The sequence below is a fragment of the Actinomadura sp. WAC 06369 genome (assembly GCF_003947565.1).
GTDB classification, from domain to species: domain Bacteria; phylum Actinomycetota; class Actinomycetes; order Streptosporangiales; family Streptosporangiaceae; genus Spirillospora; species Spirillospora rifamycini.
This window is the reverse complement of the sequence record NZ_QHJN01000031.1, coordinates 37,152-59,929: the sequence shown is the minus strand read 5'-3', so window position 1 is coordinate 59,929 and position 22,778 is coordinate 37,152. Positions and strand designations below refer to the sequence as shown.

The 22,778-nt window shown below is 75.4% G+C and carries 25 protein-coding genes; 15 read left to right on the top strand and 10 right to left on the bottom strand.

Annotation, left to right across the window (positions count from 1 at the left end; translation table 11 throughout):
* The 3 genes from DMH08_RS11350 to DMH08_RS11340 form a co-directional block, all read left to right on the top strand.
* Positions 1-1,133: VWA domain-containing protein (locus tag DMH08_RS11350; RefSeq protein ID WP_125613511.1), on the top strand; the 1,133-nt coding region annotated here is incomplete at its 5' end.
* Positions 1,134-1,175: 42 nt separating this feature from the next.
* Complete coding sequence (locus DMH08_RS11345; RefSeq protein ID WP_125613509.1) at positions 1,176-1,559, top strand: ArsR/SmtB family transcription factor; 384 nt, start codon at positions 1,176-1,178, stop codon at positions 1,557-1,559.
* Positions 1,556-2,554 (top strand): cation diffusion facilitator family transporter, encoded by a 999-nt coding sequence (locus DMH08_RS11340; protein WP_026400402.1) that lies wholly within the window; start codon positions 1,556-1,558, stop codon positions 2,552-2,554. The genes DMH08_RS11345 and DMH08_RS11340 overlap by 4 nt, the downstream gene beginning before the upstream one ends.
* Positions 2,555-2,558: 4 nt before the next feature.
* On the opposite strand, the gene DMH08_RS11335 is transcribed toward DMH08_RS11340, so the two are convergent.
* A complete protein-coding gene (locus tag DMH08_RS11335; protein WP_026400403.1) occupies positions 2,559-3,458 on the bottom strand; it encodes an amidohydrolase family protein in 900 nt (299 codons plus the stop codon).
* 162 nt (positions 3,459-3,620) lie between these two features.
* Here DMH08_RS11335 and DMH08_RS11330 point away from each other — a divergent pair, with 162 nt between their 5' ends.
* Complete coding sequence (locus DMH08_RS11330; protein WP_125613507.1) at positions 3,621-4,607, top strand: diacylglycerol/lipid kinase family protein; 987 nt, start codon at positions 3,621-3,623, stop codon at positions 4,605-4,607.
* A 43-nt stretch (positions 4,608-4,650) separates the two neighbouring features.
* On the opposite strand, the gene DMH08_RS11325 is transcribed toward DMH08_RS11330, so the two are convergent.
* The 4 genes from DMH08_RS11325 to DMH08_RS11310 form a co-directional block, all read right to left on the bottom strand.
* Positions 4,651-5,283 (bottom strand): PadR family transcriptional regulator, encoded by a 633-nt coding sequence (locus DMH08_RS11325; protein WP_125613505.1) that lies wholly within the window; start codon positions 5,281-5,283, stop codon positions 4,651-4,653.
* 68 nt (positions 5,284-5,351) lie between these two features.
* Complete coding sequence (locus tag DMH08_RS11320; protein ID WP_233617529.1) at positions 5,352-6,923, bottom strand: MFS transporter; 1,572 nt, start codon at positions 6,921-6,923, stop codon at positions 5,352-5,354.
* Entirely contained in the window at positions 6,920-7,483 is a 564-nt protein-coding gene (locus DMH08_RS11315; protein WP_026400406.1) for a TetR/AcrR family transcriptional regulator, read from the bottom strand. The genes DMH08_RS11320 and DMH08_RS11315 overlap by 4 nt, the downstream gene beginning before the upstream one ends.
* A 77-nt stretch (positions 7,484-7,560) precedes the next feature.
* Positions 7,561-8,433 carry an oxidoreductase gene (locus DMH08_RS11310; protein WP_026400407.1) on the bottom strand — a complete coding sequence of 291 codons (873 nt, stop codon included), beginning with the start codon at positions 8,431-8,433 and terminating at the stop codon, positions 7,561-7,563.
* A gap of 97 nt (positions 8,434-8,530) precedes the next feature.
* Between DMH08_RS11310 and DMH08_RS11305 the strand changes: the two genes are divergently transcribed.
* A complete protein-coding gene (locus tag DMH08_RS11305) occupies positions 8,531-9,223 on the top strand; it encodes a helix-turn-helix transcriptional regulator (RefSeq protein WP_051299979.1) in 693 nt (230 codons plus the stop codon).
* A gap of 2 nt (positions 9,224-9,225) precedes the next feature.
* Here the strand turns inward: DMH08_RS11305 and DMH08_RS11300 are convergent, their stop codons facing one another.
* Genes DMH08_RS11300 through DMH08_RS11290 form a run of 3 tightly spaced genes read right to left on the bottom strand, consistent with a single transcriptional unit; the run spans position 9,226 to position 12,187 of the window.
* A complete protein-coding gene (locus DMH08_RS11300) occupies positions 9,226-9,621 on the bottom strand; it encodes a hypothetical protein (protein ID WP_125613504.1) in 396 nt (131 codons plus the stop codon).
* Positions 9,618-11,972: a DUF4132 domain-containing protein gene (locus DMH08_RS11295; protein WP_125613502.1), complete on the bottom strand. Its 2,355-nt coding sequence runs from the start codon at positions 11,970-11,972 to the stop codon at positions 9,618-9,620. The genes DMH08_RS11300 and DMH08_RS11295 overlap by 4 nt, the downstream gene beginning before the upstream one ends.
* Positions 11,939-12,187 (bottom strand): hypothetical protein, encoded by a 249-nt coding sequence (locus DMH08_RS11290; protein WP_125613499.1) that lies wholly within the window; start codon positions 12,185-12,187, stop codon positions 11,939-11,941. Before DMH08_RS11290 ends, DMH08_RS11295 begins: the two co-directional genes overlap by 34 nt.
* Before the next feature lie 97 nt (positions 12,188-12,284).
* On the opposite strand from DMH08_RS11290, the gene DMH08_RS11285 reads away from it, so the two are divergent.
* The 5 genes from DMH08_RS11285 (at position 12,285) to DMH08_RS11265 (ending at position 16,884) form a co-directional block, all read left to right on the top strand.
* Complete coding sequence (locus DMH08_RS11285) at positions 12,285-13,742, top strand: flavin-containing monooxygenase (protein WP_034516267.1); 1,458 nt, start codon at positions 12,285-12,287, stop codon at positions 13,740-13,742.
* A gap of 9 nt (positions 13,743-13,751) precedes the next feature.
* Positions 13,752-14,519: an SDR family NAD(P)-dependent oxidoreductase gene (locus DMH08_RS11280; RefSeq protein ID WP_125613497.1), complete on the top strand. Its 768-nt coding sequence runs from the start codon at positions 13,752-13,754 to the stop codon at positions 14,517-14,519.
* Positions 14,520-14,619: 100 nt separating this feature from the next.
* Positions 14,620-15,546 (top strand): DMT family transporter, encoded by a 927-nt coding sequence (locus tag DMH08_RS11275; RefSeq protein ID WP_051299982.1) that lies wholly within the window; start codon positions 14,620-14,622, stop codon positions 15,544-15,546.
* 98 nt (positions 15,547-15,644) lie between these two features.
* Positions 15,645-16,553 (top strand): NAD-dependent epimerase/dehydratase family protein, encoded by a 909-nt coding sequence (locus tag DMH08_RS11270; RefSeq protein ID WP_034516073.1) that lies wholly within the window; start codon positions 15,645-15,647, stop codon positions 16,551-16,553.
* Positions 16,554-16,563: 10 nt separating this feature from the next.
* A complete protein-coding gene (locus DMH08_RS11265) occupies positions 16,564-16,884 on the top strand; it encodes a GroES family chaperonin (RefSeq protein ID WP_026400412.1) in 321 nt (106 codons plus the stop codon).
* Here the strand turns inward: DMH08_RS11265 and aztA are convergent.
* Positions 16,875-17,540 (bottom strand): zinc ABC transporter ATP-binding protein AztA, encoded by a 666-nt coding sequence (gene aztA / locus DMH08_RS11260; RefSeq protein ID WP_125613495.1) that lies wholly within the window; start codon positions 17,538-17,540, stop codon positions 16,875-16,877. The genes DMH08_RS11265 and aztA overlap by 10 nt on opposite strands.
* Before the next feature lie 49 nt (positions 17,541-17,589).
* On the opposite strand from aztA, the gene aztB reads away from it, so the two are divergent.
* Genes aztB through aztD form a run of 4 tightly spaced genes read left to right on the top strand, consistent with a single transcriptional unit; the run spans position 17,590 to position 21,875 of the window.
* Positions 17,590-18,444 carry a zinc ABC transporter permease AztB gene (gene aztB, locus DMH08_RS11255; protein WP_034516086.1) on the top strand — a complete coding sequence of 285 codons (855 nt, stop codon included), beginning with the start codon at positions 17,590-17,592 and terminating at the stop codon, positions 18,442-18,444.
* Between the two features lie 20 nt (positions 18,445-18,464).
* Positions 18,465-19,679, top strand: coding sequence for a hypothetical protein (locus tag DMH08_RS11250; protein ID WP_125613493.1), 1,215 nt, complete (start codon positions 18,465-18,467; stop codon positions 19,677-19,679).
* Positions 19,673-20,632, top strand: coding sequence for a zinc ABC transporter substrate-binding protein AztC (gene aztC, locus DMH08_RS11245; protein ID WP_125613491.1), 960 nt, complete (start codon positions 19,673-19,675; stop codon positions 20,630-20,632). The genes DMH08_RS11250 and aztC overlap by 7 nt, the downstream gene beginning before the upstream one ends.
* A gap of 55 nt (positions 20,633-20,687) precedes the next feature.
* A complete protein-coding gene (gene aztD, locus DMH08_RS11240; RefSeq protein WP_125613489.1) occupies positions 20,688-21,875 on the top strand; it encodes a zinc metallochaperone AztD in 1,188 nt (395 codons plus the stop codon).
* 111 nt (positions 21,876-21,986) lie between these two features.
* On the opposite strand, the gene DMH08_RS11235 is transcribed toward aztD, so the two are convergent.
* Entirely contained in the window at positions 21,987-22,214 is a 228-nt protein-coding gene (locus tag DMH08_RS11235) for a hypothetical protein (RefSeq protein ID WP_034516088.1), read from the bottom strand.
* A 279-nt stretch (positions 22,215-22,493) separates the two neighbouring features.
* Here DMH08_RS11235 and DMH08_RS11230 point away from each other — a divergent pair, with 279 nt between their 5' ends.
* Entirely contained in the window at positions 22,494-22,697 is a 204-nt protein-coding gene (locus DMH08_RS11230; protein ID WP_026400418.1) for a cold-shock protein, read from the top strand.
* Positions 22,698-22,778: the final 81 nt, after the last annotated feature.

Sequence of the window (22,778 nt, the reverse complement as noted above, 5' to 3'; positions counted from 1 at the left end):
GCTCGGGGGCGGGCCCGCGGACGGGACGGGCGCCGCGCTCGCGGGGGACGACGCGCGGATGGACGGGGCGCTGGAGCGGCTGTACGGGAAGCGACTCCGGGGAGCGGCGGGCGCGGCCGGGGCGGCGCGGGGCCGGGCTCGGGGACTCGGCGCCGTCGGTGGCGCGGTGGCTGGGCGACGTGCGCGCGTGCTTCCCGTCGACGGTCGTCCAGGTCATGCAGCGGGACGCGATCGAGCGGCTCGACCTGGCGCGGCTGCTGCTCGAGCCGGAGATGCTGGACGCCGTCGAACCGGACGTCCACCTCGTGGGCACGCTGCTGGCGCTGAACACCGTGCTGCCGGACCGGGCGCGGGAGTCGGCGCGGGCCGTGGTGCGGCGGGTCGCGGACGACCTGGAGCGGCGGCTCGCGCAGCGGACCCGGTCGGCGGTCGGCGCCGCCCTCGACCGGTCGGCGCGCACCGCCCGCCCGGCGCGGGCCGCCGACGTCGACTGGGAGCGGACGGTCCGCGCGAACCTGCGGCACTACCTGCCGGACCGGGGGACGCTCGTCCCGGAGCGGCTGGTCGGGCACGGGCGGCGCGGGCGCGCGGCGCTGCGGGACGTGGTGCTGTGCGTCGACCAGAGCGGGTCGATGGCGGCGTCGGTGGTGTTCGCCGGGGTGTTCGGCGCGGCGCTCGCGTCGCTGCGGTCGCTGCGGACGTCGCTGGTGGCGTTCGACACGTCGGTGGTGGACCTGACCGGGCGGCTGCGCGATCCGGTGGACGTCCTGTTCGGCACGCAGCTCGGCGGCGGCACCGACATCGGGCGCGCGCTCGCCTACTGCGCGGGGCTGGTCACCCGGCCGTCCTCGACGGTGCTGGTGCTGATCAGCGACCTGTTCGAGGGCGGTTCGCGGGACGAGCTGCTGCGCCGGGCGGCGGCGCTGACGGCGTCCGGGGTACGGGTGGTGGTGCTGCTCGCGCTGTCGGACGACGGGACGCCCGCGCACGACCACGGGAACGCGGCGGCGCTCGCCGCGCTGGGCGTGCCCGCGTTCGCGTGCACGCCGGACGCGTTCCCCGACCTCATGGCGGCCGCGATCGAGGGCCGTGACCTGCGAGGATTCGCCGGAGGAGGGCGGGCCGGGGGGTGAGCGCCTGGCCTCCGGCCGCGGTTCTGCGCTATGTTTGCTCATATGAGCACTCCTTCAGATGTCGCGACCGCCGAGGAATGCGCCGTCCGGGTCGTCGATCCGGAGAAGGTCGCCCTGGTCCGGGCCGCGCTGCCGGACGGGGACACGATCGGCGAGCTCGCGCAGGTGTTCGGGCTGCTGTCCGACCCGGGCCGGCTGCGCGTGATCACCGCGCTGCTCGAAGGCGGCGAGATGTGCGTGTGCGACATCGCGGCGTCCTGCGGGCATACGGAGTCGGCGGTGTCGCACACCCTGCGGCTGCTGCGCGCGAGCCGGGTCGTCCAGGTGCGGCGGGCCGGGCGGCGGGCGTACTACCGGCTGGACGACTCGCACGTCCGGATGCTTCTGGACCTGGCCCTCGCGCACGTCGGGGAGGACGGGTCATGACGGCGGCGCGGCACGGGCACGGCGCCGAGCAGGGGCACGGCCACGGGCACGGCATCTCCGCGAGCGCGGACCGGCGGCTGCTCGGCGGGGCGCTCGCGCTGATCGTGGGCTACATGTCGGTCGAGGTGGTGATCGGCTTCCTCGCCGGGTCGCTGGCCCTGATGACCGACGCGGCGCACATGATGACGGACGCGTTCGCGATCGCGCTCGCGCTGGTGGCGATGCGGATCGCGGCCCGGCCGCCGAAGGGCGGCTACACCTACGGGCTGCGCCGCTCGGAGATCCTGTCGGCGCAGCTCAACGGGCTGACGCTGATCCTGCTCACGGTGTACTTCGTCTACGAGGGCGTGCACCGGCTCATCGACCCGCCGGAGGTGGACGGCCGGTTCGTCTTCTTCACGGCGCTGGCCGGGGTCGTGGTCAACCTGATCGCGACGTGGCTGATCGGCAAGGCGAACCGGAGCAGCCTGAACGTCGAGGGAGCGTTCCAGCACATCCTGAACGACCTGTTCGCGTTCATCGCCACGGCGATCGCGGGGCTGCTGGTCTGGACGGCCGGGTTCGCGCGGGCCGACGCGATCGCGTCGCTGGTGGTCGCGGCGCTGATGCTCAAGGCCGGGTACGGGCTGCTGCGGGACGCGGGCCGGGTGCTGATGGAGGCGGCGCCCGCGGGCATCGACCCCGCCGAGCTGGGCGCCCGGCTGGCGCGGCGGCCGTGCGTGGAGGAGGTCCACGACCTGCACGTGTGGGAGGTCAGCTCGGGCTACCCGGCGCTGTCGGCGCACGTGCTGGTGGACGGCGAGGGCGACTGCCACGCGGTGCGCCGGGACCTGCAGGAGGTCCTGCGGGCCTGGTACGGGATCACGCACACGACGCTGGAGGTCGACCACGCGGCGGCGTCCGCCGTCCACTGCGACGACGCGCACGGGCCCCGGCACGTGTCGGACTCGCCGGAGCCGCACCGGCACGCGGGCTCGGCGCCCTGCGGCCACTGACCGGTCAGCCGGGGACGCCGAGCAGCTTCGCGGGGCCGTCCCAGCAGACGGCGCGGAGCCAGTCGTCGCCGAGGCCGAGGCGGGCGAGGCCCTCGAGCTGGTGGGCGTACGCGTACGGGATGTTGGGGAAGTCGGTGCCGAGCAGGACGCGCCCGGCGAGGCCGAGGTCGCGCAGCCGGGGCATGAGGGCGTCCGGGAACTCGGACAGGCCGAAGTCGGTGAACACCATCGTGGTGTCGAGACGGACGCCCTCGTACCGGTCGGCCAGCTCGAAGAACCCGGCGCACTCGGGGGCGCCCATGTGCGCGACGACCGCCGACAGGCGGGGGTGCCGGGCGAGGACGCCGCCGAACGGGCCGGGCCCGGTGAAGCCGTTCGCGACCGGGCCCGATCCAGCGTGGACGAGCGCGGTGACGCCCGCGTCGGCGAGCGTCCCCCACACCTCGTCGAGTTCGGGCGCGCGGGGGTCGAACCCGCCGACCTGCAGGTGGACCTTGAACACGCGGGCGCCCGCGTCGATCGCCCGGCGGACGTAGCCGGCGGCGTCCGGCTCGGGGAAGAACGTCGCGGTCTGCACGCACTCCGGGACGCGTGCGGCGAACTCCGCGGCCCACGCGTTCAGCGATTCGGCCATGCCGGGACGGTGCGGGTACAGCAGGGACGTGAACGCGCGGACGCCGCGGTCGCGCAGGAACGCGATCCGCTCGTCCTCGGGGAGCCGGTACCGGATGGGCCACTCGGTGCCGATCAGCGGTCCGGCCCGGTCGAAGTACTCCCACACCGCGTCCATCAGGCGCGGCGGCATGAAGTGGGTGTGGACGTCGATCAGCCCGGGGAGGCCCAGCGCCCGCCAGAAGCCGGTGATCTCGGCGTCCGAACGCGGCCCGGAACGTGGTTCGGTCACGCCCGCACTCTACGTGATCTCTGTCGGGAGCCCCGGCTCACACGGTGTTTCAACGTTGAGTAATCGGTTTATAAAATATCGGGCCGGGGATCGCGGTCCACGTCACCGGTAGGGTGGCGCCGAACGTGGAATGGGCGAGCGCCCGGAGGCGGAGCACCTGAGATGCGCAGCAAGACCGAACTGGAGTCGGCCATCCGGTCCGGCGGCCGGGCCGTGCTGGTGGTCAACGCGCGGTCGCGCCGCGGGCGCCGGCTGTACGGGACGGCGCGGCGGCTGCTGGACGAGGCCGGGCTCGAGTTCGTCCGCGTGTTCCCGGTGACCGACCCCGGCACGCTGCGCGGCATGTTCGAGGACGTCCTGGCGCTGGAGCCCGACCTCGTCGTGGTCGGCGGCGGCGACGGGACGGTCGCCGAGGCCGTCGGAAACCTCGCGCACCGCGACATCGCCCTCGGCGTCCTGCCGCTCGGCACCACCAACAACTTCGCGCGCAGCCTGGAGCTGCCGCTCGACCTGCCGGGCGCCGTCCGCACCCTGCGGGTCGGCGGTCCGGCGGGCGGCAAGGTCGCGGACGTGGACGTCGGCTGGTTCGACAGCACCGACGACCCGCGCGCCGAGGGCCCCGGCGACGACCGCGCGCACATCTTCGCGAACATGGTCAGCCTCGGGCTGTCGGTGCACGTCGCGGGCAAGGTCCCGCACCTGCTCAAGCGGTACGCCGGACGGGCGGCGTACGCGCTGACGGCCGCGGGCCTGCTGCCCCGGCACCGGGCGTTCACGGCGCGGATCACCATCGACGGCGAGACCCGCGAGATGAAGACCCACCAGCTGAACATCGCCAACGGCGCCCACCACAGCGGGACCCGCATCGCCCGCGACGCCAGCCCGGACGACCGGCTGCTGGCCGTCTACCGGCTGGGCGACGAGCGGCGGCTGCGGCTGGCGTCGGCGACGGCCCGGCACGTGCTGACCGGGCCGCGCCGCTCGCTCGCCGAGGACGTGTTCCTCACCACCGACCGCGTCGAGATCGAGACCGACCCGCCGCTGCGGGTCGACGTGGACGGCGAGGTCCGCGGCCGGACGCCGGTGACGATCCGGCTGCGCGGCAACGCGCTGCGCGTCGTCGTCCCGCAGACGTTCGTCGACACCTGATCCGGCCCGCACCCGGCCGCGCCGGGTACGGGCGGGACCGCGCCTACCCCGTGGTGCCGGCGGTCGCGGCGGCCTCGGACGTCCCGCCCGCCTCGGACGCCCCGCCCGCCTCGGCGGTCTCGGCGGTCTCGCCCGCCATAACGTACGCGCCCGCCTCGAGCCGCTCGATCAGCCCGTGCGTCCACGCGGTCGCGGCGTCCGCGGAGTGCGTCCACCAGCCGAGCAGCTCCCGCAGGTGGTCGCCCGGGTCGAGCCGCTCCGCGGGCGGGGCCACCGACGCCCGCCAGGCCGCGAGGCCGTCGAGCCGCCCCCGCAGCAGCGCGACCGCCTCGGCGCGCGGCAGCTCGGTGAGGAAGCCGAGCCCGGCGGTCAGCATCTCGGGGTGCCGGACGTCGACCGTCCCGATCGCGGACCGCAGCAGCCGCAGGAACTCCTCCCGGCCCGCGTCGGTGATCTCGTAGTCCACGTGCGGGGGGCCCGCGTCGCTCTCCTCGACGCCGTGGGCGTGCAGCAGGCCCTCCTTGGCGAGCTGCCTGAGCGCGTGGTAGATCGAGCCGGGGTTCACGTGCGCCCACTCGTCCGATCCCCACGACAGCAGTTCGCGCCGGACCGTGTAGCCGTGCGCCCGCCCCGACCGCCGCACGCCGCCGAGCACCAGCAGCCGCGTCGCCGACATCTGGCTCCCTTCCCATCGGTGACGCACCAGGCTACGGCCTCGGCGGGCCCGCGCGCGGCGCGCGGCGCTCAGTGGTCGGCGGCCGACAGATCGAGATCGCGGGGGGTGAGGCGCCACACGACGGCCGCGGCGGCCAGCATGAGGAGCGCGCCCGCGAGGCCGGTCAGCCCGAGGGAGTGCTCGAACGCGGTCCGCGCGGAGTCCGCCAGGGACGCGTTGACCGGGCCCGCGACGTCCAGCGCGCCGGTGAGGGACTCGCGGGCCGCGTCCGCGGCGCCGCCGGTGACGCCCAGCGACGCCAGCTCGCCGGTCGACAGGTCGCTCCGGTACACCGCGGCGGCGAGGCTGCCGAGCAGCGCGATGCCGAGCGCGCCGCCGATGTCGTAGCTGGTCTCCTCGACGGCGGCGGCGCTGCCCGCCTTCTCCGGCGGGGCGCCCGCCATGATGACGGCGGACGCGATCGCGAGCGACCCCATGCCGAGCCCGATCAGCATCAGCGCGAGGGCGACCGGCCAGTACCCGATCGGCTGCGGGGCCAGGCCGAGGACGGCGAAGCCGAGCGCGGCGACCGCGAGCCCGCCCGCCAGGACGGTCCGGGCGCCGACCCGCGCGGCGACGGCGGGCGCGGCCGGGGACGCGACGATCGCGGCGAGCGCCGTCGGCAGCAGCCGCAACCCCGTCTCCAGCGGCCCGTAGCCCTGGACGAGCTGCATCCACTGGGCCATCAGCAGCATCATGCCCGCCATCGCCAGCTCGGTGGTCATGGCCGCGAGGGCGCCCGCGCCGAACGAGGGCCGGCGGAACAGCCGCAGGTCCAGCAGCGGGTCGGGACGGCGGAGGCTGCGGCGCACGAACCAGCCGAGCGCCGCCGCGGCGACCGCGGCCGACACCAGCGCGGTGGCGTCGGTGAGGCCGTACTTGCCGGCGTTCTTGATGGCGTAGACGAGCGCGACCATGCCGGCCATCGACAGCACGACGGCGGGGAAGTCGAGCGGCCCGGGGCGTGGGTGGCGCGCCTCCGGCAGCAGGAGGAGCCCCGCGACGATCGCCGCGGCCATCACCGGCACGTTGACCAGGAACGCCGAGTGCCAGGAGAAGTGCTCCAGCAGGAACCCGCCGACGATGGGGCCGAACGCCGCGCCGAACGCCGCCATGGCCGCCCAGACGCCGAGCGCGGTGGCGCGCTCGCGCCCGTCCGGGAACAGGGTGCGGATCATGGACAGCGTGGACGGCATGATCATCGCGCCGCCGACGCCGAGCAGCGCCCGCACGGCGATGACGTCGCCCGGGCTGTCGGCGAACACGACCAGGACCGACGCGGTGCCGAAGACCGCGAACCCGCTGATCAGCATCCGCTTGCGGCCCCAGCGGTCGCCCAGCGCGCTGACGGTGACGAGCAGGCCCGCGACGACGAGCGCGTAGACGTCCACCATCCACAGCAGCGAGACGGTGTCGGGCCGCAGGTCGGCGGAGATCGCCGGGAGGGCGACGTTGAGGATGGTGATGTCCATGACGACGAGCAGCAGGCTCGCCGACAGGACGGCCAGGCCCGCCCAGCGGCGCGGGTCCGGCGCGGCGGCCGCGCGGGGCGCGTCCGGGGCGTCGGAGGCGTCCGGGGCGGGCGGCGTCTTCGAGGTCACGGCCGGGCCCCCGCCCCGGTCAGGAAGGTCTCGGCCATCAGCCGGGCGACGTCGCGGGGCGCGACGTCGCCGCGCCGCAGGCTCTCCCGGGCCGTGACGCACAGCCCGTAGACGCAGTTGCTCACCCACCGGACGGGCAGGTCGGGGCGGAGCACGCCGGACCGCTGGGCGGCGGTGTAGAGGCGCATCTCGCGCTCCTCCAGCCGGTCCGACCGCTCTTGCAGGCGGGCACGGGACTCCGCCGGGGCGAAGGTGATCGACCAGCCGTGCTCGTGGGCGAGGTCGGCGAAGACCTCCAGGAGCGCGCGGACGGTCGCCAGGTGCACGTCCGGGTCGGCGGACGCCGCGGCGGCGTCCACCCCGGTGGAGTCCAGGGCTGCCTCCCAGCGGTCGAGCGCCTGGGTGCCGATCTCGTCGATCAGCTCGTCGCGTCCGGCGAAGTGGCGGTGCAGGGTGGCCCGGCTGATCCCGGCGGCCTCGGCGAGGTCGGCCATCGAGGCCGCCGGGTCCTCGTTGAGGCGGCGCAGCGCCGCCTCGATGATCTTTTCGCGCATCTGCATGCGCGATACCCCCGTATCAAGTAAGACATATTTGTCTCACACGATACGCACGAGTTTCACCGTTTCGGTACCGATTTTTACCGCTCTGCTCCGCCCGCCAGGTCCGCGAGGTCCTCCGCGGTGAGCCGCAGGTCGGCCGCGGCCATGTTCTCCTCCAGGTGCTCGACCGAGCCCGTGCCGGGGATCGCGAGCATCACCGGGGACAGCGCGAGCAGGCCCGCGAGCAGCACCTGCGCGGGCGTCGCGCCGTGCCGGCCGGCGATCCGCGCGACGCGGGCGTCGTCCGGGATCCCGAAGCCGCCCAGGGGGAAGTACGGGACGCACGCGATCCCCGCGGCCTCGCACTCGGCGAGCAGGGCCGCGTCCTGCGGCATCGTGATGTCGAACCTGTTCTGGACGCACGCGACGGGGGCGATCGCCCGCGCCTCCGCGAACTGCGCCGCGTCCACGTGGCTGACTCCGAGATGCCGGATGAGCCCCTCCTCGCGGAGCGCGGCGAGCGCCTCGAACCGCTCGGCGATCGACTCGCCGCCCGGGTCCGCCAGGCCGCCGGGGCGCAGGTTGACGAGGTCGAGCCGGTCGAGGCCGAGCTCGGCCAGGTTCTGCTCGACCTGGGCGCGCAGCCCGTCCGCCGCCACCTGCCCGGTGGGGAACGGGTCGTCCGGCCCCTTGAACGGGCCGACCTTGGTGGCGATCACGAGCCCCTCCGGGTAGGGGCCGCCGAGGGCCTCCCGGATCAGCCGGTTCGCCGCGACGCCGCCCCGCGCGTAGAACGCGGCGGTGTCGATGTGGTCGACGCCGAGCTCCACGGCCCGCCGCAGGACCTTCAGCCCCGTGTCGGGATCGCGCGGCGGCCCGTCGACGTTCCCCGCGGCCAGCCGCATCGCACCGAACCCCATCCGGCGGACCCGCAGGTCCCCGCCCAGCATGAAATGCGTTTCATTCGTCATGACACCAACCGTGCCGTTTTGCCCCGGTACGGGCGAGCGGCTGGCAGCTTGCTGCCATCTGGCCGCCCGCACGGGCGCGGTGGCACACTGGATCCCGATGAGCGTCGGCACCCGTCCGGACACGAGCACCGGAAGCACGGACCTCAACGTCACGCTGCGCGGCGAGGCCGCGCTGCTCGAACGCGCCGGGCACCTGTTCGAGGCGCGCGAGGAGTTCGCCTGCGCGGCCCGCGACCTCGACACCTGGGCGCTCCCCGGCTTCCGCGAGCGGCTCCTCGCCAAGCGGCGGGCGATGCGGCACGCGCCCGCCGTCCGCAAGCTCTACACCCCGGCGGCGCTGGCGACCGAGGAGGCCGAGCGGCACCTGCTGGACGTCTCGCGCGCGGGCGTCGCCGTCCGCATCTGCACCGCCCCGCTGCCCCACGAGACGATCGTCGTCGACCGGCGCGTCGCGATCCTGGCGGGCCCGCCGCGCGCCGGGGTGCGCGAGTACACGGTCGTCCGCTCGCCGGGCGTGGTCGCGGGCGTCGTCTCGCTGCTGCAGGCCGCCTGGGACCGGTCGGCCGACCTCGCCGACCACCGCCGCGACCGGGCGCCCGCGCTCACCGACGAGAGCCGCCGCATCCTGCGGCTGCTCGCCGAGGGCCTGAAGGACGAGGCGGCGGCGCGGCGGCTCGGCATGTCGCTGCGCACCTACCGGCGGCGCGTCGCGGAGATCCTCGTGCTGCTGGACGCCGAGTCGCGCTTCCAGGCGGGGCTGCGCGCCCACGAGCTCGGGCTGCTCCCCTAGGGTCACCCGCCGGCGAGCGGGACGAGCCTGATGAAGACCAGCTCGGGATCGGCGGCGAGGTCGACCTCCTCGTCGAGGTCCTCCACCTGCCGGTCGCCGGCCAGCACGACGAACCCGTTCGCGGCGAACGCCCGCTCGGCGAGCTCGGCCTGCCGCTCCCAGTCGAGCCGCCGCGGCTCCCGCGGCCGGCGGCCGTCCGGTCCCGCCTCGGCGCCGCCCGGACGGACGAGCCCGTGGAACCGGTCGGACGCGGGCGCCGCGTCGTGCCGCGCGACCTCCTCCCGGACCCGCAGCCGGATCAGCTCCCGGACGGTCATCCGCGCGGGCAGCCCCGCCACGGCGAACTCCGCGACGGCCCGGCCGGCCGCGGTCTCGTCCCGGAAGGTCACCTCGGTCATCGCGCGCCCCGCCCGATCTGCTCCAGGATGGACGGGTCGGTGATCGCGTCGTCCGCGGCGAGCAGGAACGCCTTGCTGAGGATCAGCGCGAGCCGCTCCTCCTCGAACGGGAGGAGCACCCGCCCGGACGGCCGCCGGTCGGGGACGACGCACAGGTAGGCGTCGTCCGGGTCCATCCGGACGTTCGCCGACCCCAGGTGGATCCGGTACGTGCGCAGCGCGCCGCGCACCACGAGGAACCGGCCGTCCAGCTCGCACCGGTCGGCGATCTTCGTGCGGGGCAGGACGCGGGCGAGGGCGTCGCGACGGGTGAGCGCGCTCTCGTCCAGCTCGCCGAACCGGGCCCGCTCCCAGTACGCGAGGGCGGGGCCGTCGCCCGTCCAGTCGGGGTCGGCGGCGATGGAGGCGACGGAGACGAACAGGTCCACGTCCCGCATCGCCTCGCTGAACACGGCCGGGGGGACGTCGGGGAGTTCGGCCGCGCGCCACGCGCCGTCCGCGAACCGGTCGAACCGGACCCGGTCGGTGGCCGCGAGGTCCTCGGGCCCCGGCTCGGCCAGCACGTGCCCGAACCGGATCCGCCACTCCCCCGCCAGGACGCGCGACGCCTCGTCCGCCGAGCCGCCGTCCCACGGGCCGAGCATGCCGCTCGTCCAGCCGCGCGCCCGGAACAGCGCGTACATCCGCCGGTAGCGGACGAGGTGCCCGGCGAACCGGGCCGAGTCCGCGCGGGCCTCCCGCTCGGCGGGCGTGAGCCGGTAGGTCTCGCGGAACGCCTGCTTGAACGGCTGCCGCACGCCCCGCTCGACGACCGCGTCCCGCCAGGCCCGGACGTCCTCGGCCGGGGCGCCGACCGGGTGCCACAGCCGCACGGCGGCGTCGTCCGGCGCGTCCGGGAGCGCGCCCGTCTCGGGCAGGACCGCCGTCCACGCGCCCGGCGCCGTCTCGACCTCCCAGATCAGGGCGCGGACGGTCGCGCCCGCGACGGGGTGCCCGGCGAGCCGGTCGCGCCACCACCCGAACGGGTGCGCGGCCCGGCCGGCGAGGCCGCCCTCCAGCGCCCGGCAGAGCGTGGCGAGCTGGGCGCCGACCCGCTTGACGAGGTCGCGCAGCTCCTTCAGCGCGTCCTTGTGGTCGCGGCGGACGGCCGCCGGCGCGCTCCGCAGCTCCCGCCCGTCCTTGACGAACGCCAGCCGCGCCGCCGTGCCCTCGATCGCGACCACGGCGGTGTGCCCGCCGAGGTCGCGGCGGAGCACGCCGTCCGGGCCGAAGCCGAGGTCGGGCAGGCGGAGCGCCACCTCGGTCCGCTCGGCGAGGGCCGCGTCGGCCTTCTTCAGCATCCGGTCGAGCTGCTTGGGCACCGCCGCGTGCCGGACGGTCCCCCGCACGTCCCGCAGCGCCGTGACGAGCTCGGGCGTCGGGACGTCCTGGGCCGCGCGGGCGATCTCGTAGAGCAGCGCCTGGGACGGCAGCGTCTTCGCGGCGGTCGGGGCGACGGCGATGCCGGGCAGGAGCCGGTCGAGCAGGGCGGGGAGCCACGGCGCGTCGGCGGCGAGCGCGACGCGCGCGGCGCGGCCGAGCGCGACCACCTCGTCCGCCGCGAACGCCTTGTCGGCCTTGTAAGGGATCGTCCCGTCCTGGACGGCGTCGGCGCGGTCGGCCGCCTCCCGCAGCGCGCTCTCGGCCCACGCCGCGTACGCGGGGATCGCGGCGGCGCGGTGCCAGGCGTCCGGCAGCGGCGGCGGCGCGGTGTGCGTGCGGCGGCGGTCCAGCTCGGTCAGCCCGACCCGGTCGGACGGCCGCAGCCCGGCGATGACGCCGATCTCGCTCCGCGCGATCGGCCCGGCGCCCCGCGAGAGCCGCCCGGCGGCCTCCGCGAGGAGACCGCCCTCGCCGCCCGGTTCCGGCGGGTCCGCGGCGAGGCCCGCGGCCGCCAGCAGGGCGAGCGGCGCGCCCAGGTCGTCCGCGTCCAGCAGGAACCGGACGAGCGTGCGCGCGGGGGCGCCGAGATCGTCCGGCCACGGGCCGGTGCAGCGGACGAGCGCCGCCGTGCCGAGCGTGAGGTCGGCCCACTTGCGGCGCTCCAGCCCGGTGACGAGCGCGTCGAACATGCGGCGGCACGCGTCGGGGCCGAAGGCGGGCTGCCGCTCCTTGGCCGCGTCCTCGACGGCGAACCGCGCGCTCGTCGCCTCCCACGCCTTCACCGCGGACGGCACCGCGTACGCGGCGGGGAGCAGGTCCCCGAGCGCCGCGTCGGGCAGCGCGGCCAGTTCGGCACCGGTGACCGTGAAGCCCGCGTCCTCGGGGGCGGGGCCGGTCAGGACGCGGTGCAGACGGGCGACGAGGTCCATGCGGGGCTCCTGGGTCGGCGGGCGATCCGGCGGCGGACGGCCGGGTCGGTGATCTCGGCGGCGGCGAGGTGCGGGGCGGACGTGCCGCCGGTCAGCGCCGCCGCCCCCACGACGCCGCGCGCGAGGTCGGCGTCCCCGTCATGGACGAGGTCGTGCCGGGCGCGGCCGGGGAGAGCGCGGGTGCGTCGGACATGGGGGAGATCGTGACAGAACATCCCGACAAAAACGCCCGTTCCGCCGCTCTGGTCAGTGACCTCATGGTCACCTACGCTCGGACCAGAGTTCACCAGAACGACATTCGGGACGGCGCCCATGACGCACAGCGTGGTGATCATCGGAAGCGGGTTCGGCGGCATCGGGATGGCGATCCGGCTCGGCATGGCCGGGGTCCGCGACGTGGTCGTCCTCGAGAAGGCCGGCGAGCTGGGCGGGACCTGGCGCGACAACACCTATCCCGGCGCCGCCTGCGACATCCCCTCGCACCTCTACTCGTACTCCTTCGAGCCGAAGACCGACTGGACGCGCCGGTTCCCGCCGCAGCCGGAGATCCTCGACTACCTGCGGCACTGCGCCCGCAAGTACGGCGTGCTCGAGAAGATCCGGTTCGGCACCGAGGTCACCGAGGCCCGGTTCGACGAGGACGCCGCGCTGTGGCGGATCTCCACGACGGGCGGCGCACTGGAGGCGCGCGTCCTGGTGTCGGCGTCCGGGCAGCTCAACCGGCCCGCGCTCCCCGACATCGCGGGCCGCGAGTCGTTCGCCGGCCCGGCCTTCCACTCCGCGCGCTGGGACCACGGCGTCGACCTGCGCGGGCGCCGCGTCGCCCTGGTCGGGACGGGCGCCAGCGCGGTCCAGATCGTCCCCGAACTCGCCCGGGAGGCCGCCGAGCTGCACGTCTTCCAGCGGACGCCCCCGTACGTCATCGACAAGCCCGACCGGCCCTACCCGCCGTGGAAGCAGGCCGTCCTCCGGAACGTGCCGGGCGCGTACGGGCTGAGCCGCGCCCGCATCTACGCGCAGCTCGAGTCGCGCGCGCTGGGCTTCTTCAAGTACCCGAAGCTGATGGGGCTCATGGAGACCCGGTTCCGGCGCGACCTGCGCGACGCCGTCGACGACCCCGGCCTGCGGCGCGCCCTCCAGCCCGGCTACCGCATGGGCTGCAAGCGGATCCTGGTGTCCAACGACTACTATCCGGCGCTCACCAGGCCCGGCGTCCACCTGGTCACCGACCCGATCGAGCGGATCACGCCGGCGGGCGTCCGGACGTCCGGCGGCGAGCACGCGGCCGACGTGCTGGTGTACGCGACCGGGTTCAGCACCACCGACTTCCTCGCCCCCATGAAGATCGTCGGACGGGACGGGCGGGAGCTGAACGAGGCGTGGCGGGACGGCGCCCGCGCCCACCTCGGCATCACGGTCAGCGGCTTCCCGAACCTGTTCCTGCTCTACGGCCCGTACACCAACCTCGGGCACAACTCGATCATCTACATGCTGGAGTCGCAGTTCCGGTACGTCGTCGGCTGCGTGCAGGCCCTGCGCCGCCACCGGCTCGACTGGATCGACGTCCGCCCGCACGTCGAGGACGCGTTCGTCCGGGAGATGCGGGAGCGGATGCGGGCCACCGTGTGGGAGGCGGGCTGCGACAGCTGGTACCGGCAGGCGGACGGGACGGTCGTGAACAACTGGCCCGGGTTCACGTTCGCCTACCGCCGCGCCACCCGGCGCCCCGACCCGCGGCACTTCCGCGCACGCCCCGCTACCACTGGGTAGGCTCGGCGCATGCCGACCGCCTTCATCACCGGCGCGACCGCCGGCATCGGCGCCGCCTTCGCCCGGCGGCTCGCGTCCGACGGTTTCGACCTCGTGCTGCTCGCCCGCGACACCGCCCGGCTCGACGAGACCGCCGCCGGCCTGCGCGACCGGTACCGGGTGCGCGCCGAGACGCTGACCGCCGACCTCGCCACCGAGGAGGGCCTCGCCGCCGCCGAGGAGCGCGTCCGCAAGGACGTCGACCTCCTGGTCAACAACGCCGGGTTCGGAAACCGGGGCGTCTTCCTCGACGTCCCCGTCTCCGACGAGCTCACCATGCTGAAGGTGCACTGCGAGGCCGTCCTGCGCCTCACCCACGCGGTGCTGCCCGGCATGCTCGAGCGCGGCCGCGGCGGCGTCGTCAACGTGTCGTCGGTCGCGGCGTTCGCGACGCGCGGCACCTACGGCGCGTCCAAGTCCTGGGTGGTGGGCTTCAGCCAGGGCGTCGCCGCGGACATCGCGGCCCGCTCCGGCGGCCGCGTCCGCGTCATGGCGCTCTGCCCCGGCTTCGTGCACACGGAGTTCCACGAGCGCGCCCGAATGGACATGTCGGACGTCCCCGGCTTCATGTGGCTCGACAAGGACGCCGTCGTCGACGCCGGGCTCCGCGACCTGCGCCGCGGCGCGCGCGTCAGCGTCCCCGGCGTCCAGTACAAGGCGATCGTCGGCCTCACCCGGCTGGTCCCGCAGGGCCTCGTCGCGCGTCTCTCCTCCAAGCGCGGCCGCAGATACGACTGATCCCTTGTCAGGCGGGGTTCGGCGGGGCAAGGTATGAGTGCACGTTGCTCTTCCGGCGCGCGAGCGGCGTCCTTCGCCCTGCACGCCGGGAGGTATACGCATGCACGAACCGGGCCACGCGGCCCTGGCGCTGATCGCGACCACCACCTACTACGTCGCGTTCCTGATCTTCCGGGTGTCCGCCCGCCGGATGGAGCCGCTGCGCGGCGGGCGGCCGTTCCGCGTCGCCCGGCTGATGCTGACCGACCCGATCTGGCTCGGCGGCGGGCTGCTGCTGTTCCTCGGCCTCGGCTACGAGATCGTCGCGTTCTCCCTGCTGCCGCTCACCGTCGCCCAGCCGGTCTTCGCCGTCGGCCTCGTCCTGCTCGTCGCGTACGCCGTGTGGTTCCTCGACGAGCGGCTGACGCCCCGCGAATGGACGAGCATGGCGCTGTTCGTCCTCGCGACCCTGCTGATCGGCATGTCCGCCGACCCCGCCGGCGAGCCGGTCGCGGACGCGACCCTCGTCGGCACCCTCGCCGCGCCGTGGCCGATGCTCGCGCTGTGCGTCCCGGCGTTCCTCGTCGCGGCGCTCGTCTGGCTCGTCGGCGACCGGCGGGCCGGCGGCCGGCACGCCCGCCGCCTGTCGGGCGTCGCCTACGGCATCGGCGCCGGGGCCTGCGCGGGCCTCGCCGAGGCCGGGATCCGCGGCATCGCCCTCGTCCACGCCGAGACCGGCGGCCTCCGCGCGATCCTGGAGTCGCCGTACCCGTACCTCACGCTCGGGTTCGCCGCGATCGCGCTCGGACAGCTCCAGGTCGCGCTGCAGCGCTGCCGGGTGTCGATCGTCGCGGCCGTCCTGACCGTCATCGGACGGCTGTACCTGATCGTCAGCGGGACCGTGCTGTTCGGCGAGGCGTGGCCGCGCGAACCCGGCCCGTTCCTGCTGCGCACGGCCGGGTTCGGCCTGGCCCTCGCCGCGCTCGCCCTCTTCCCCCGCTACGAGGAGGACGCGCGCCGCGAAGAGCGCGTGAAGGCCGCCGCGTGACGGCCGCCGCGTGACGGCCGCCCGGCGGCGTCCGCTTCCGGCCGGGGAGCGCGCGGGTCGCCCCCGCATCGGCCCGCGCGATGGGCGATGCTGAACGCATGCGGATCCTGGTGACCGGGGCGGGCGGCTACATCGGTTACGCGGTGGCGCGGCGGCTCGCGGCGGCGGGCCACGAGGTGGACGGGCTCGTCCGCCGCGGCGCGGACCTCCCGCGCGGCGTCCGCCCCGTCGCGGGCGACCTGCTCGGCGCCCTGCCGGAGGGGCCCTACGACGGCGTGTGCCACCTCGCGGCGCTCACCCGCGTCCGCGCGTCGTTCGACGACCCCCTCGCCTACTACGAGACGAACGTGGGCGGCACCCTCGCCCTCCTGCGCGCCGTCGGCCGCGGCGGGACGCGCGTGGTGTTCGGCTCGACCGCCGCGGTGTACGGCGCCCCGCCCGGGGGCGGCCCCATCCCGGAGACGGCCGGGACGGCGCCGGCGAGCCCGTACGGCGCGACGAAGCTCGCCGCCGAGCAGATGATCCGCCACCACGCCCGCACGGGCGCGATCGGCGCGGCGGTCCTGCGCACGTTCAACGTGTCCGGGTCCGTCGACGGCCGTCCCGACCCCGACCTCACCCGGCTGATCCCGAAGGCGCTCGCGGTGGCCGCCGGGCACGAGCCGCACCTGGAAATCAACGGCGACGGCCTGGCGGTCCGCGAGTACCTGCACGTGGACGACCTCGCGGACGCGTACGTCCGCGCCCTGCGGGCCGTCCGTCCGGGCGAGGACCGCGTCTACAACGTCGGGACGGGCGCGGGCGCGGCCGTCCACGAGGTCGTCGCGACCGTCGAGCGGGTCACCGGGCGGCCCGTCCGCGCGCTGCGGCGCCCGGCCCGGCCGGAGCCGGCGGAGCTGGTCTGCGACGCCGCCGCGATCCGCGCGGACCTCGGCTGGCGGGCGTCCCGCGCCCTCCCGGAGATCGTCGCGGACGCCTGGAACGCCCTCACCCGCACAAACGACTAAACTCGCCCGCGTGTCCGAGCCGAAGTTCGAAGTCCAGATGCTTCACGACCGTGTCATGATCAAGGTCGAGAAGGACAGCGGGGAACGCCGCAGCACCGGCGGGATCGTGATCCCCGCGACGGTCGAGGAGACCAACCGCCTGGTCTGGGGCGAGGTCTGCGGGGTCGGCCACCACGTGCGCGTCGTCAAGCCCGGCGACCGCGTCCTGTTCCACCCCGAAGACCAGTACGAGGTCGAGATCAAGGGCGAGAACTACCTGGTCATGCGCGAGCGCGACCTGCACGCCATCGCCAGCGAGCGCCCCGAGCACGGGACCGGCCTCTACCTGTGATCCCGCGGTAGGGCCGGCCGCTCGGCGAGCAGCCGGCCCTCCTTCAGCGGCAGCCGGTGGTCGGCGCGCGCCGCCGCGCGGGCGTCGTGCGTCGCGTGGACGACCGTGACGCCGTCCGCGGCGAGGTCGTCGAAGATCTCGAGGAGCCGCTCCCGGGACTCCCGGTCGAGCCCCGCCCCCGGCTCGTCGAGCAGCAGCAGGTCCGACCGCTGCGCGAGCCCCTGCGCGATGAGCACGCGCTGGTACTGGCCGCCGGACAGCTCGCCGAGCTGCCTGCGGGCGAGCCCGGCGACGCCCACGCGCTCCATGCAGCCGGCGACCAGCGCCCGGTCGGCCCCGGTGAGCGGCCGCCACCAGCCGCGGTCCGCCCACCGCCCCATGGCCACGGCGTGCCGCACGGTCATGGGCAGGGCGGCGGGGACGTCGGTGTGCTGGAGCACCAGCGCGGGCCGCCGGTCCCCGGCGCGCTCCACCGTGCCCGCCGTCGGCGCGAGCGCCCCCGCGAGGACGCCGAGCAGCGTCGACTTTCCCGAACCGTTGTGGCCCACGAGGGCGGTCACGCGCGCCCGCGGCACGCGGGCCGTGATGTCGTGCAGCACCGTCGTGGCGCCGTAGCCCGCCCGGATCCCGCGCATCGTGATCGCCGTCTCGTCCATCGACCCTCCCTTGCAAACGATAACGGTTTTCATTGTACGATCCTTGCTCATGGAGTGGCTTTTCGCCCCCTTTGGGGTGTCTTTTGTCGAGCGGGCGCTGGTGGGCGGGCTGCTGGTCTCCGGCATCTGCGCGCTCGCGGGCACCTGGGTCGTGCTGCGCGGCATGGCCTTCCTCGGCGACGCGATGTCGCACGGCATGCTGCCCGGCGTCGCGGCGGCGTCCCTGCTGAACGGGAGCCTGTTCGTCGGCGCCCTGCTCAGCGCGGCCGCGATGGCGCTGGGCGTGACGGCGCTGTCGCGGTCGCCGCGGCTGTCCCGGGACACCGGCATCGGGCTGCTGTTCGTCGGCATGCTCGCCGCCGGCGTGATCCTGGTGTCGCACTCGCAGAGCTACGCGGTGGACCTGACCGCCTTCCTGTTCGGCGACGTCCTCGCGGTGCGGCCGCGCGACCTGGCCGTCCTGGCGGCGGCGCTGGGCGCCGCGGCCGGCATCGCCGCCGCGGGCCACCGCGCGTTCGTCGCGCTGGCCTTCGATCCGCGCAAGGCGCGGACCCTGGGCCTGCGGCCCCGGCTCGCCAACGCCCTGCTGCTGGCGCTGCTGACGCTCGCGATCACCGCGTCCTTCCACGTGGTGGGCACCCTGCTGGTGTTCGGGCTGCTGATCGCGCCGCCCGCGGCGGTGGTGCTGTGGGCGCGCAGCGTCCCGCTGGTGATGGCCGGGGCGGCGCTGCTCGGCGCGCTCTCGACCTTCACCGGCCTGCTCGTCTCCTGGCACCTGGGCACCGCGGCGGGCGCGACGATCGCCGCGACCGCGGTGGCCCTGTTCTTCCTCTCCGCGCTGGGCGCCGGCCTGCGCGACCGCCGCCCGCGCGGCGCCCCGGCACGGCCCGGAGGCCCCCGATGAAAGGAACCCGAGTACCCGTCATGAACTGTGGCAGCACGAGACGCGCCCGGTGGCGCGCGCCGGCGACCGTCCTCGCGGCGGGGGTCCTCCTCGCGGCGTGCGGCGGCTCCGGCGGCGAGCGGGAGCGCGCGGACGCCGCGCCGGTCCCGCACGGCCACGTCGAGGGCGCCGAGGAGACGGCCGAGGCGCAGTGGCGGCTCGTCCTGACCGAGGCGGACGGCGGCCGCGTCCGCACGCTGGACCCCGCCACCGGCGAGACCGCGCCCGCCGGAGAAGGCGCCGGAGAACCCGCCGGGGTCACGGCGGTGGGCACCGACGGCCGCTTCGCCTACCTGTCGACCCCGGACGGCCTGCGCGTCTTCGACGGCGGAACCTGGACCGTCGACCACGGCGACCACGTGCACCACTACCGCGCGGACGCGCGGACGGTGGGCCGCCTGGACGTCCCGGAGGCGCCCGGCGTCAGCGGCGACCCCGCCGTGACCGCCCTCGCGGCCGGCGGCAAGGTGCGCGTCCTCGACCGGAAGGCCCTCGACGCCGGGAAGGTCGCCGAGCTCGCCCGCATCCCCGGCCGGGTGGCCGTCGCCCATGCCGGGCACCTGGTCGTCGCCTCCGCGGACGGCGAGGTGGCGGTCCACGGACGGGACGGCCGCCGCGTGTCGCGGCTCCCCGCGGCGTGCCCCGAGCCGCGCGGGCAGGCGGCGACCCGGCGCGGCGCCGTCCTCGGCTGCGCGGACGGCGCCCTGCTGGTGACCGGCGAGGGCGGAGCGTTCCGCGCGGCGAAGATCGCCTACCCGGGCGCGGTGCCGCGCGCCGAGCGCGCGGCGGAGTTCCGCCACCGCCCCGGATCGGACGTGCTGGCGGCCCGGGCCGGGGACGCGGGCGCCTGGGTCCTCGACGTCCGCGCCCGCGCGTGGCACCGCGTCGGCGACGGTCCCGCGGTCGCGGTGAACGCGGTCGGCGCGGACGCGCCCGTCCTCCTGCTCGGCCGGGACGGCGCGCTGCGCTCCTACGACCCGGCGACGGGCGAGGAGCTGGCGCGCACCGACCTGCTGGACGACCCGGACGGCGCGGACGGTGCGGCGCCGGTGATCGAGGTCGACACGGCGCGCGCGTACGTCAGCGACCCGGCCGCCCGGGCCGTCCACGAGATCGACTACAACGACGACCTGCGGACGGCGCGCACGTTCGACCTGCCCTTCTCACCCGCGCACATGGTGGAGACGGGATGGTGACCGCACCGGCGGCCCGCCCCGCGGACGGCCGCCGCCGGGACCTCGCCGCGCTCCGCGCCGCGCTCCTCGCCGTGCTCTGCCTGGCGGTCGCGGGCTGCTCCGTTCCGGGCTCCAAACGGACCGGGATCGTCGTCACGACGAACATCCTCGGCGACGTCGCGCGCGCCGTCGCCGGCGACCGGGCCGAGGTGACGGTGCTGATGGAGCCCGGCGCCGACCCGCACTCGTTCGGCGTCTCCGCGCGGGACGCGGCCCGCATCGAGGAGGCCGCGCTGCTGATCCACAACGGGCTCGGCCTCGAGGAGGGCGTGGCCCGCAACGTCCGGGCGGCCGAGGAGCAGGGCGTCCCGGTCCTCGCCGTCGGCGCGGAGGTCGACCCGATCCCCTACGCCGGGGGCGACACCGCCCGCGCACCGGACCCGCACTTCTGGACCGACCCCGTCCGGATGCTCGAGGCCGTCGACGTCATCGCCGACCGGATCGTCGAGCACGTCGACGGGATCGACGAGGCGGGGGTCCGCGCGGCCGCGGCCGCGTACCGCGCGGAGGTCGCGGAACTCCACGCGCACATGCGCGGCGCGTTCGCGCGGATCCCGCCGGACCGCCGCAAGCTCGTGACCAACCACCATGTGTTCGGGTACCTCGCCCGGCGCTACGGCTTCGAGGTCGTCGGGGCCGTCATCCCGAGCGGCACCACGCTCGCCTCGCCCAGCGGCTCGGACCTGAAGTCGCTGGCCGACGCGGTCCGCGGCGCGGGCGTCCGCACCGTGTTCGCCGACTCCTCCCAGCCGGACCGGCTCGCCCGCGTCATGGCGCGGGAGACCGGGCTCGACATCGCCGTCGTCCCGCTCCACTCCGAGTCGCTCACCGGCGCCGGCGGCGGCGCCCCCACCTACCTGCGGATGATGCGCGCCAACACCGCGGCCATCACCGAGGGCCTCGCGGCGCGCTGACCCCGCCGCACCCCGTCCGATCCCCACCCGATCTCCAGCGGAAGTGAGACGAGAGATGAGACACCCCGAACGGTTCCGGCCCGGCGCGCGGGCCGCGCTGCCCGCGGCGCTGGTCGCGCTCGGCCTCGCGCTGAGCGCGTGCGGCCAGGGCGACGGCGGCTCCGCCGCGCGGAGCGAGGCGTCCGCGCCCGCCGCCGCGGTGCGGGACCCGCTCGTCGCGACCTACGACGGCGGCCTGTACGTCCTCGACCCCGCGACGCTCGAGGTCGTCGAGGACATCCCCCTGGACGGCTTCAACCGCGTCAACCCCGCCGGCGACGGGCGCCACGTGCTGGTCTCGACCGCCACCGGGTTCCGCGTCCTCGACGCGGCCGGCGCCCGGCTCACCGACCGGGAGTTCGCCGCCCCCAAGCCCGGGCACGTGGTGCACCACGCGGGCAAGACCGTCCTGTTCTCCGACGGCACCGGGAGGGTGACCCTCTTCGACCCGGCCGGGCTCGGCGGCGGCGGGCTGCCCGAGACGCAGACCCACGACAGCGAGCACCCGCACCACGGCGTCGCCGTCGCGCTCTCCGACGGCGCGCTGCTGACCACGCTCGGCACCGAGGAGGAGCGCACCGGCGTGCACGTCCTCGACGCGGACCGCGAGGAGATCGCCCGCAGCGAGGAGTGCCCCGGCGTGCACGGCGAGGCGACCGCTCGGGGCGGGGCCGTCGTCATCGGCTGCGAGGACGGCGCCCTGATCTACCGGGACGGCGAGATCACCAAGGTGAAGGCGCCCGACGGGTACGGGCGCATCGGCAACCAGGCCGGCCACGAGGAGTCCCCGATCGTCCTCGGCGACTACAAGACCGACCCCGACGCCGAACTCGAACGCCCCGAGCGGGTCTCCCTCATCGACACCCGGACCGGCGGCCTCGAACTGGTCGACCTCGGGACGAGCTACACGTTCCGGTCCCTGGCGCGCGGGCCCCACGGGGAGGCGCTCGTCCTCGGCACCGACGGGGCCCTGCACGTCATCGACCCCGAGCGCGCCGAGGTGACGCGGAAGGTCGAGATCATGGGCGCGTGGCGGGAGCCGCTGGAGTGGCAGCGGCCCCGTCCCGCGATCTTCGTCCGCGACCACACGGCGTACGTCACCGACCCGGGCGGCGGCATGGTGTACGCCGTCGACGTCGAGTCGGGCGAGGTGAAGGCGAAGGCGCGGACGCCGCGCCCCGCCAACGAGCTGACGGGCGCCTGAGGACGGCCGCGGACCGGCCGCGGGCGCCCGCTCCACGGGCGTCCCGCGGCCTCCGCCCCGGGTCGGGCGGGCGGAGCGCGGCGGACGGGGCCCCGGGCGGGGCCGGCGGCGTCAGAGCTTGAAGAGCTTCGTGAACGGCGCGAGGATCCGGACCTTCTCCGTCCCGAAGTCGACGAGGACGGCGCGTCCGGGCTCGACCTCCAGGACGCGGCCGAGCCCGTACTTGTCGTGGCTGACGCGGTCCTCGGGCTCGAACTCCTTGACCGGCGGCGCCGCGGGCGGCGGCGCGAACGGACTGGTCGGCAGGTGTCGCCGCTGGGCGGGCTTCGACGTTTTCATCACCCCTAAGTATGCGCTCACCGGGCCACCGCCGGGAGTCGCCCCGATGTCTGACATGAAATTTACCCGTGCGTCACAGCAGCTCGCGCAGGATTTCCCTGCATCCGCGGATTCGTGTGGTAGCGTACTAATCGGTTGCGGTTCCCATAGACATGTTTCTGGTGCGCTTGCGGCGTTCGGCCTCAAGCGCATTTTTGTTGTTCTGGATCTTCCGGATGGGCCATCGCGGCAGCTCGGCGCGCAGGTGGCGCGCCGGGGACCGACCTGAAGGAGATCGACATGTCCACCGGTACCGTCAAGTGGTTCAACTCGGAAAAGGGCTTCGGATTCATCGAGCAGGACGGCGGCGGCCCCGACGTCTTCGCCCACTACTCCAACATCGCGTCCCAGGGGTTCCGTGAACTCCTCGAGGGCCAGAAGGTGTCGTTCGACATCACCCAGGGCCAGAAGGGCCTGCAGGCGGAGAACATCGTCCCCGCTTGATCGTCCGTCGGCGGAGGGCGGCCCGCGCGGCCGCCCTCCGCCGACGCGCGCCACGGCATCGCCCGCACGAGCGTGCGACGC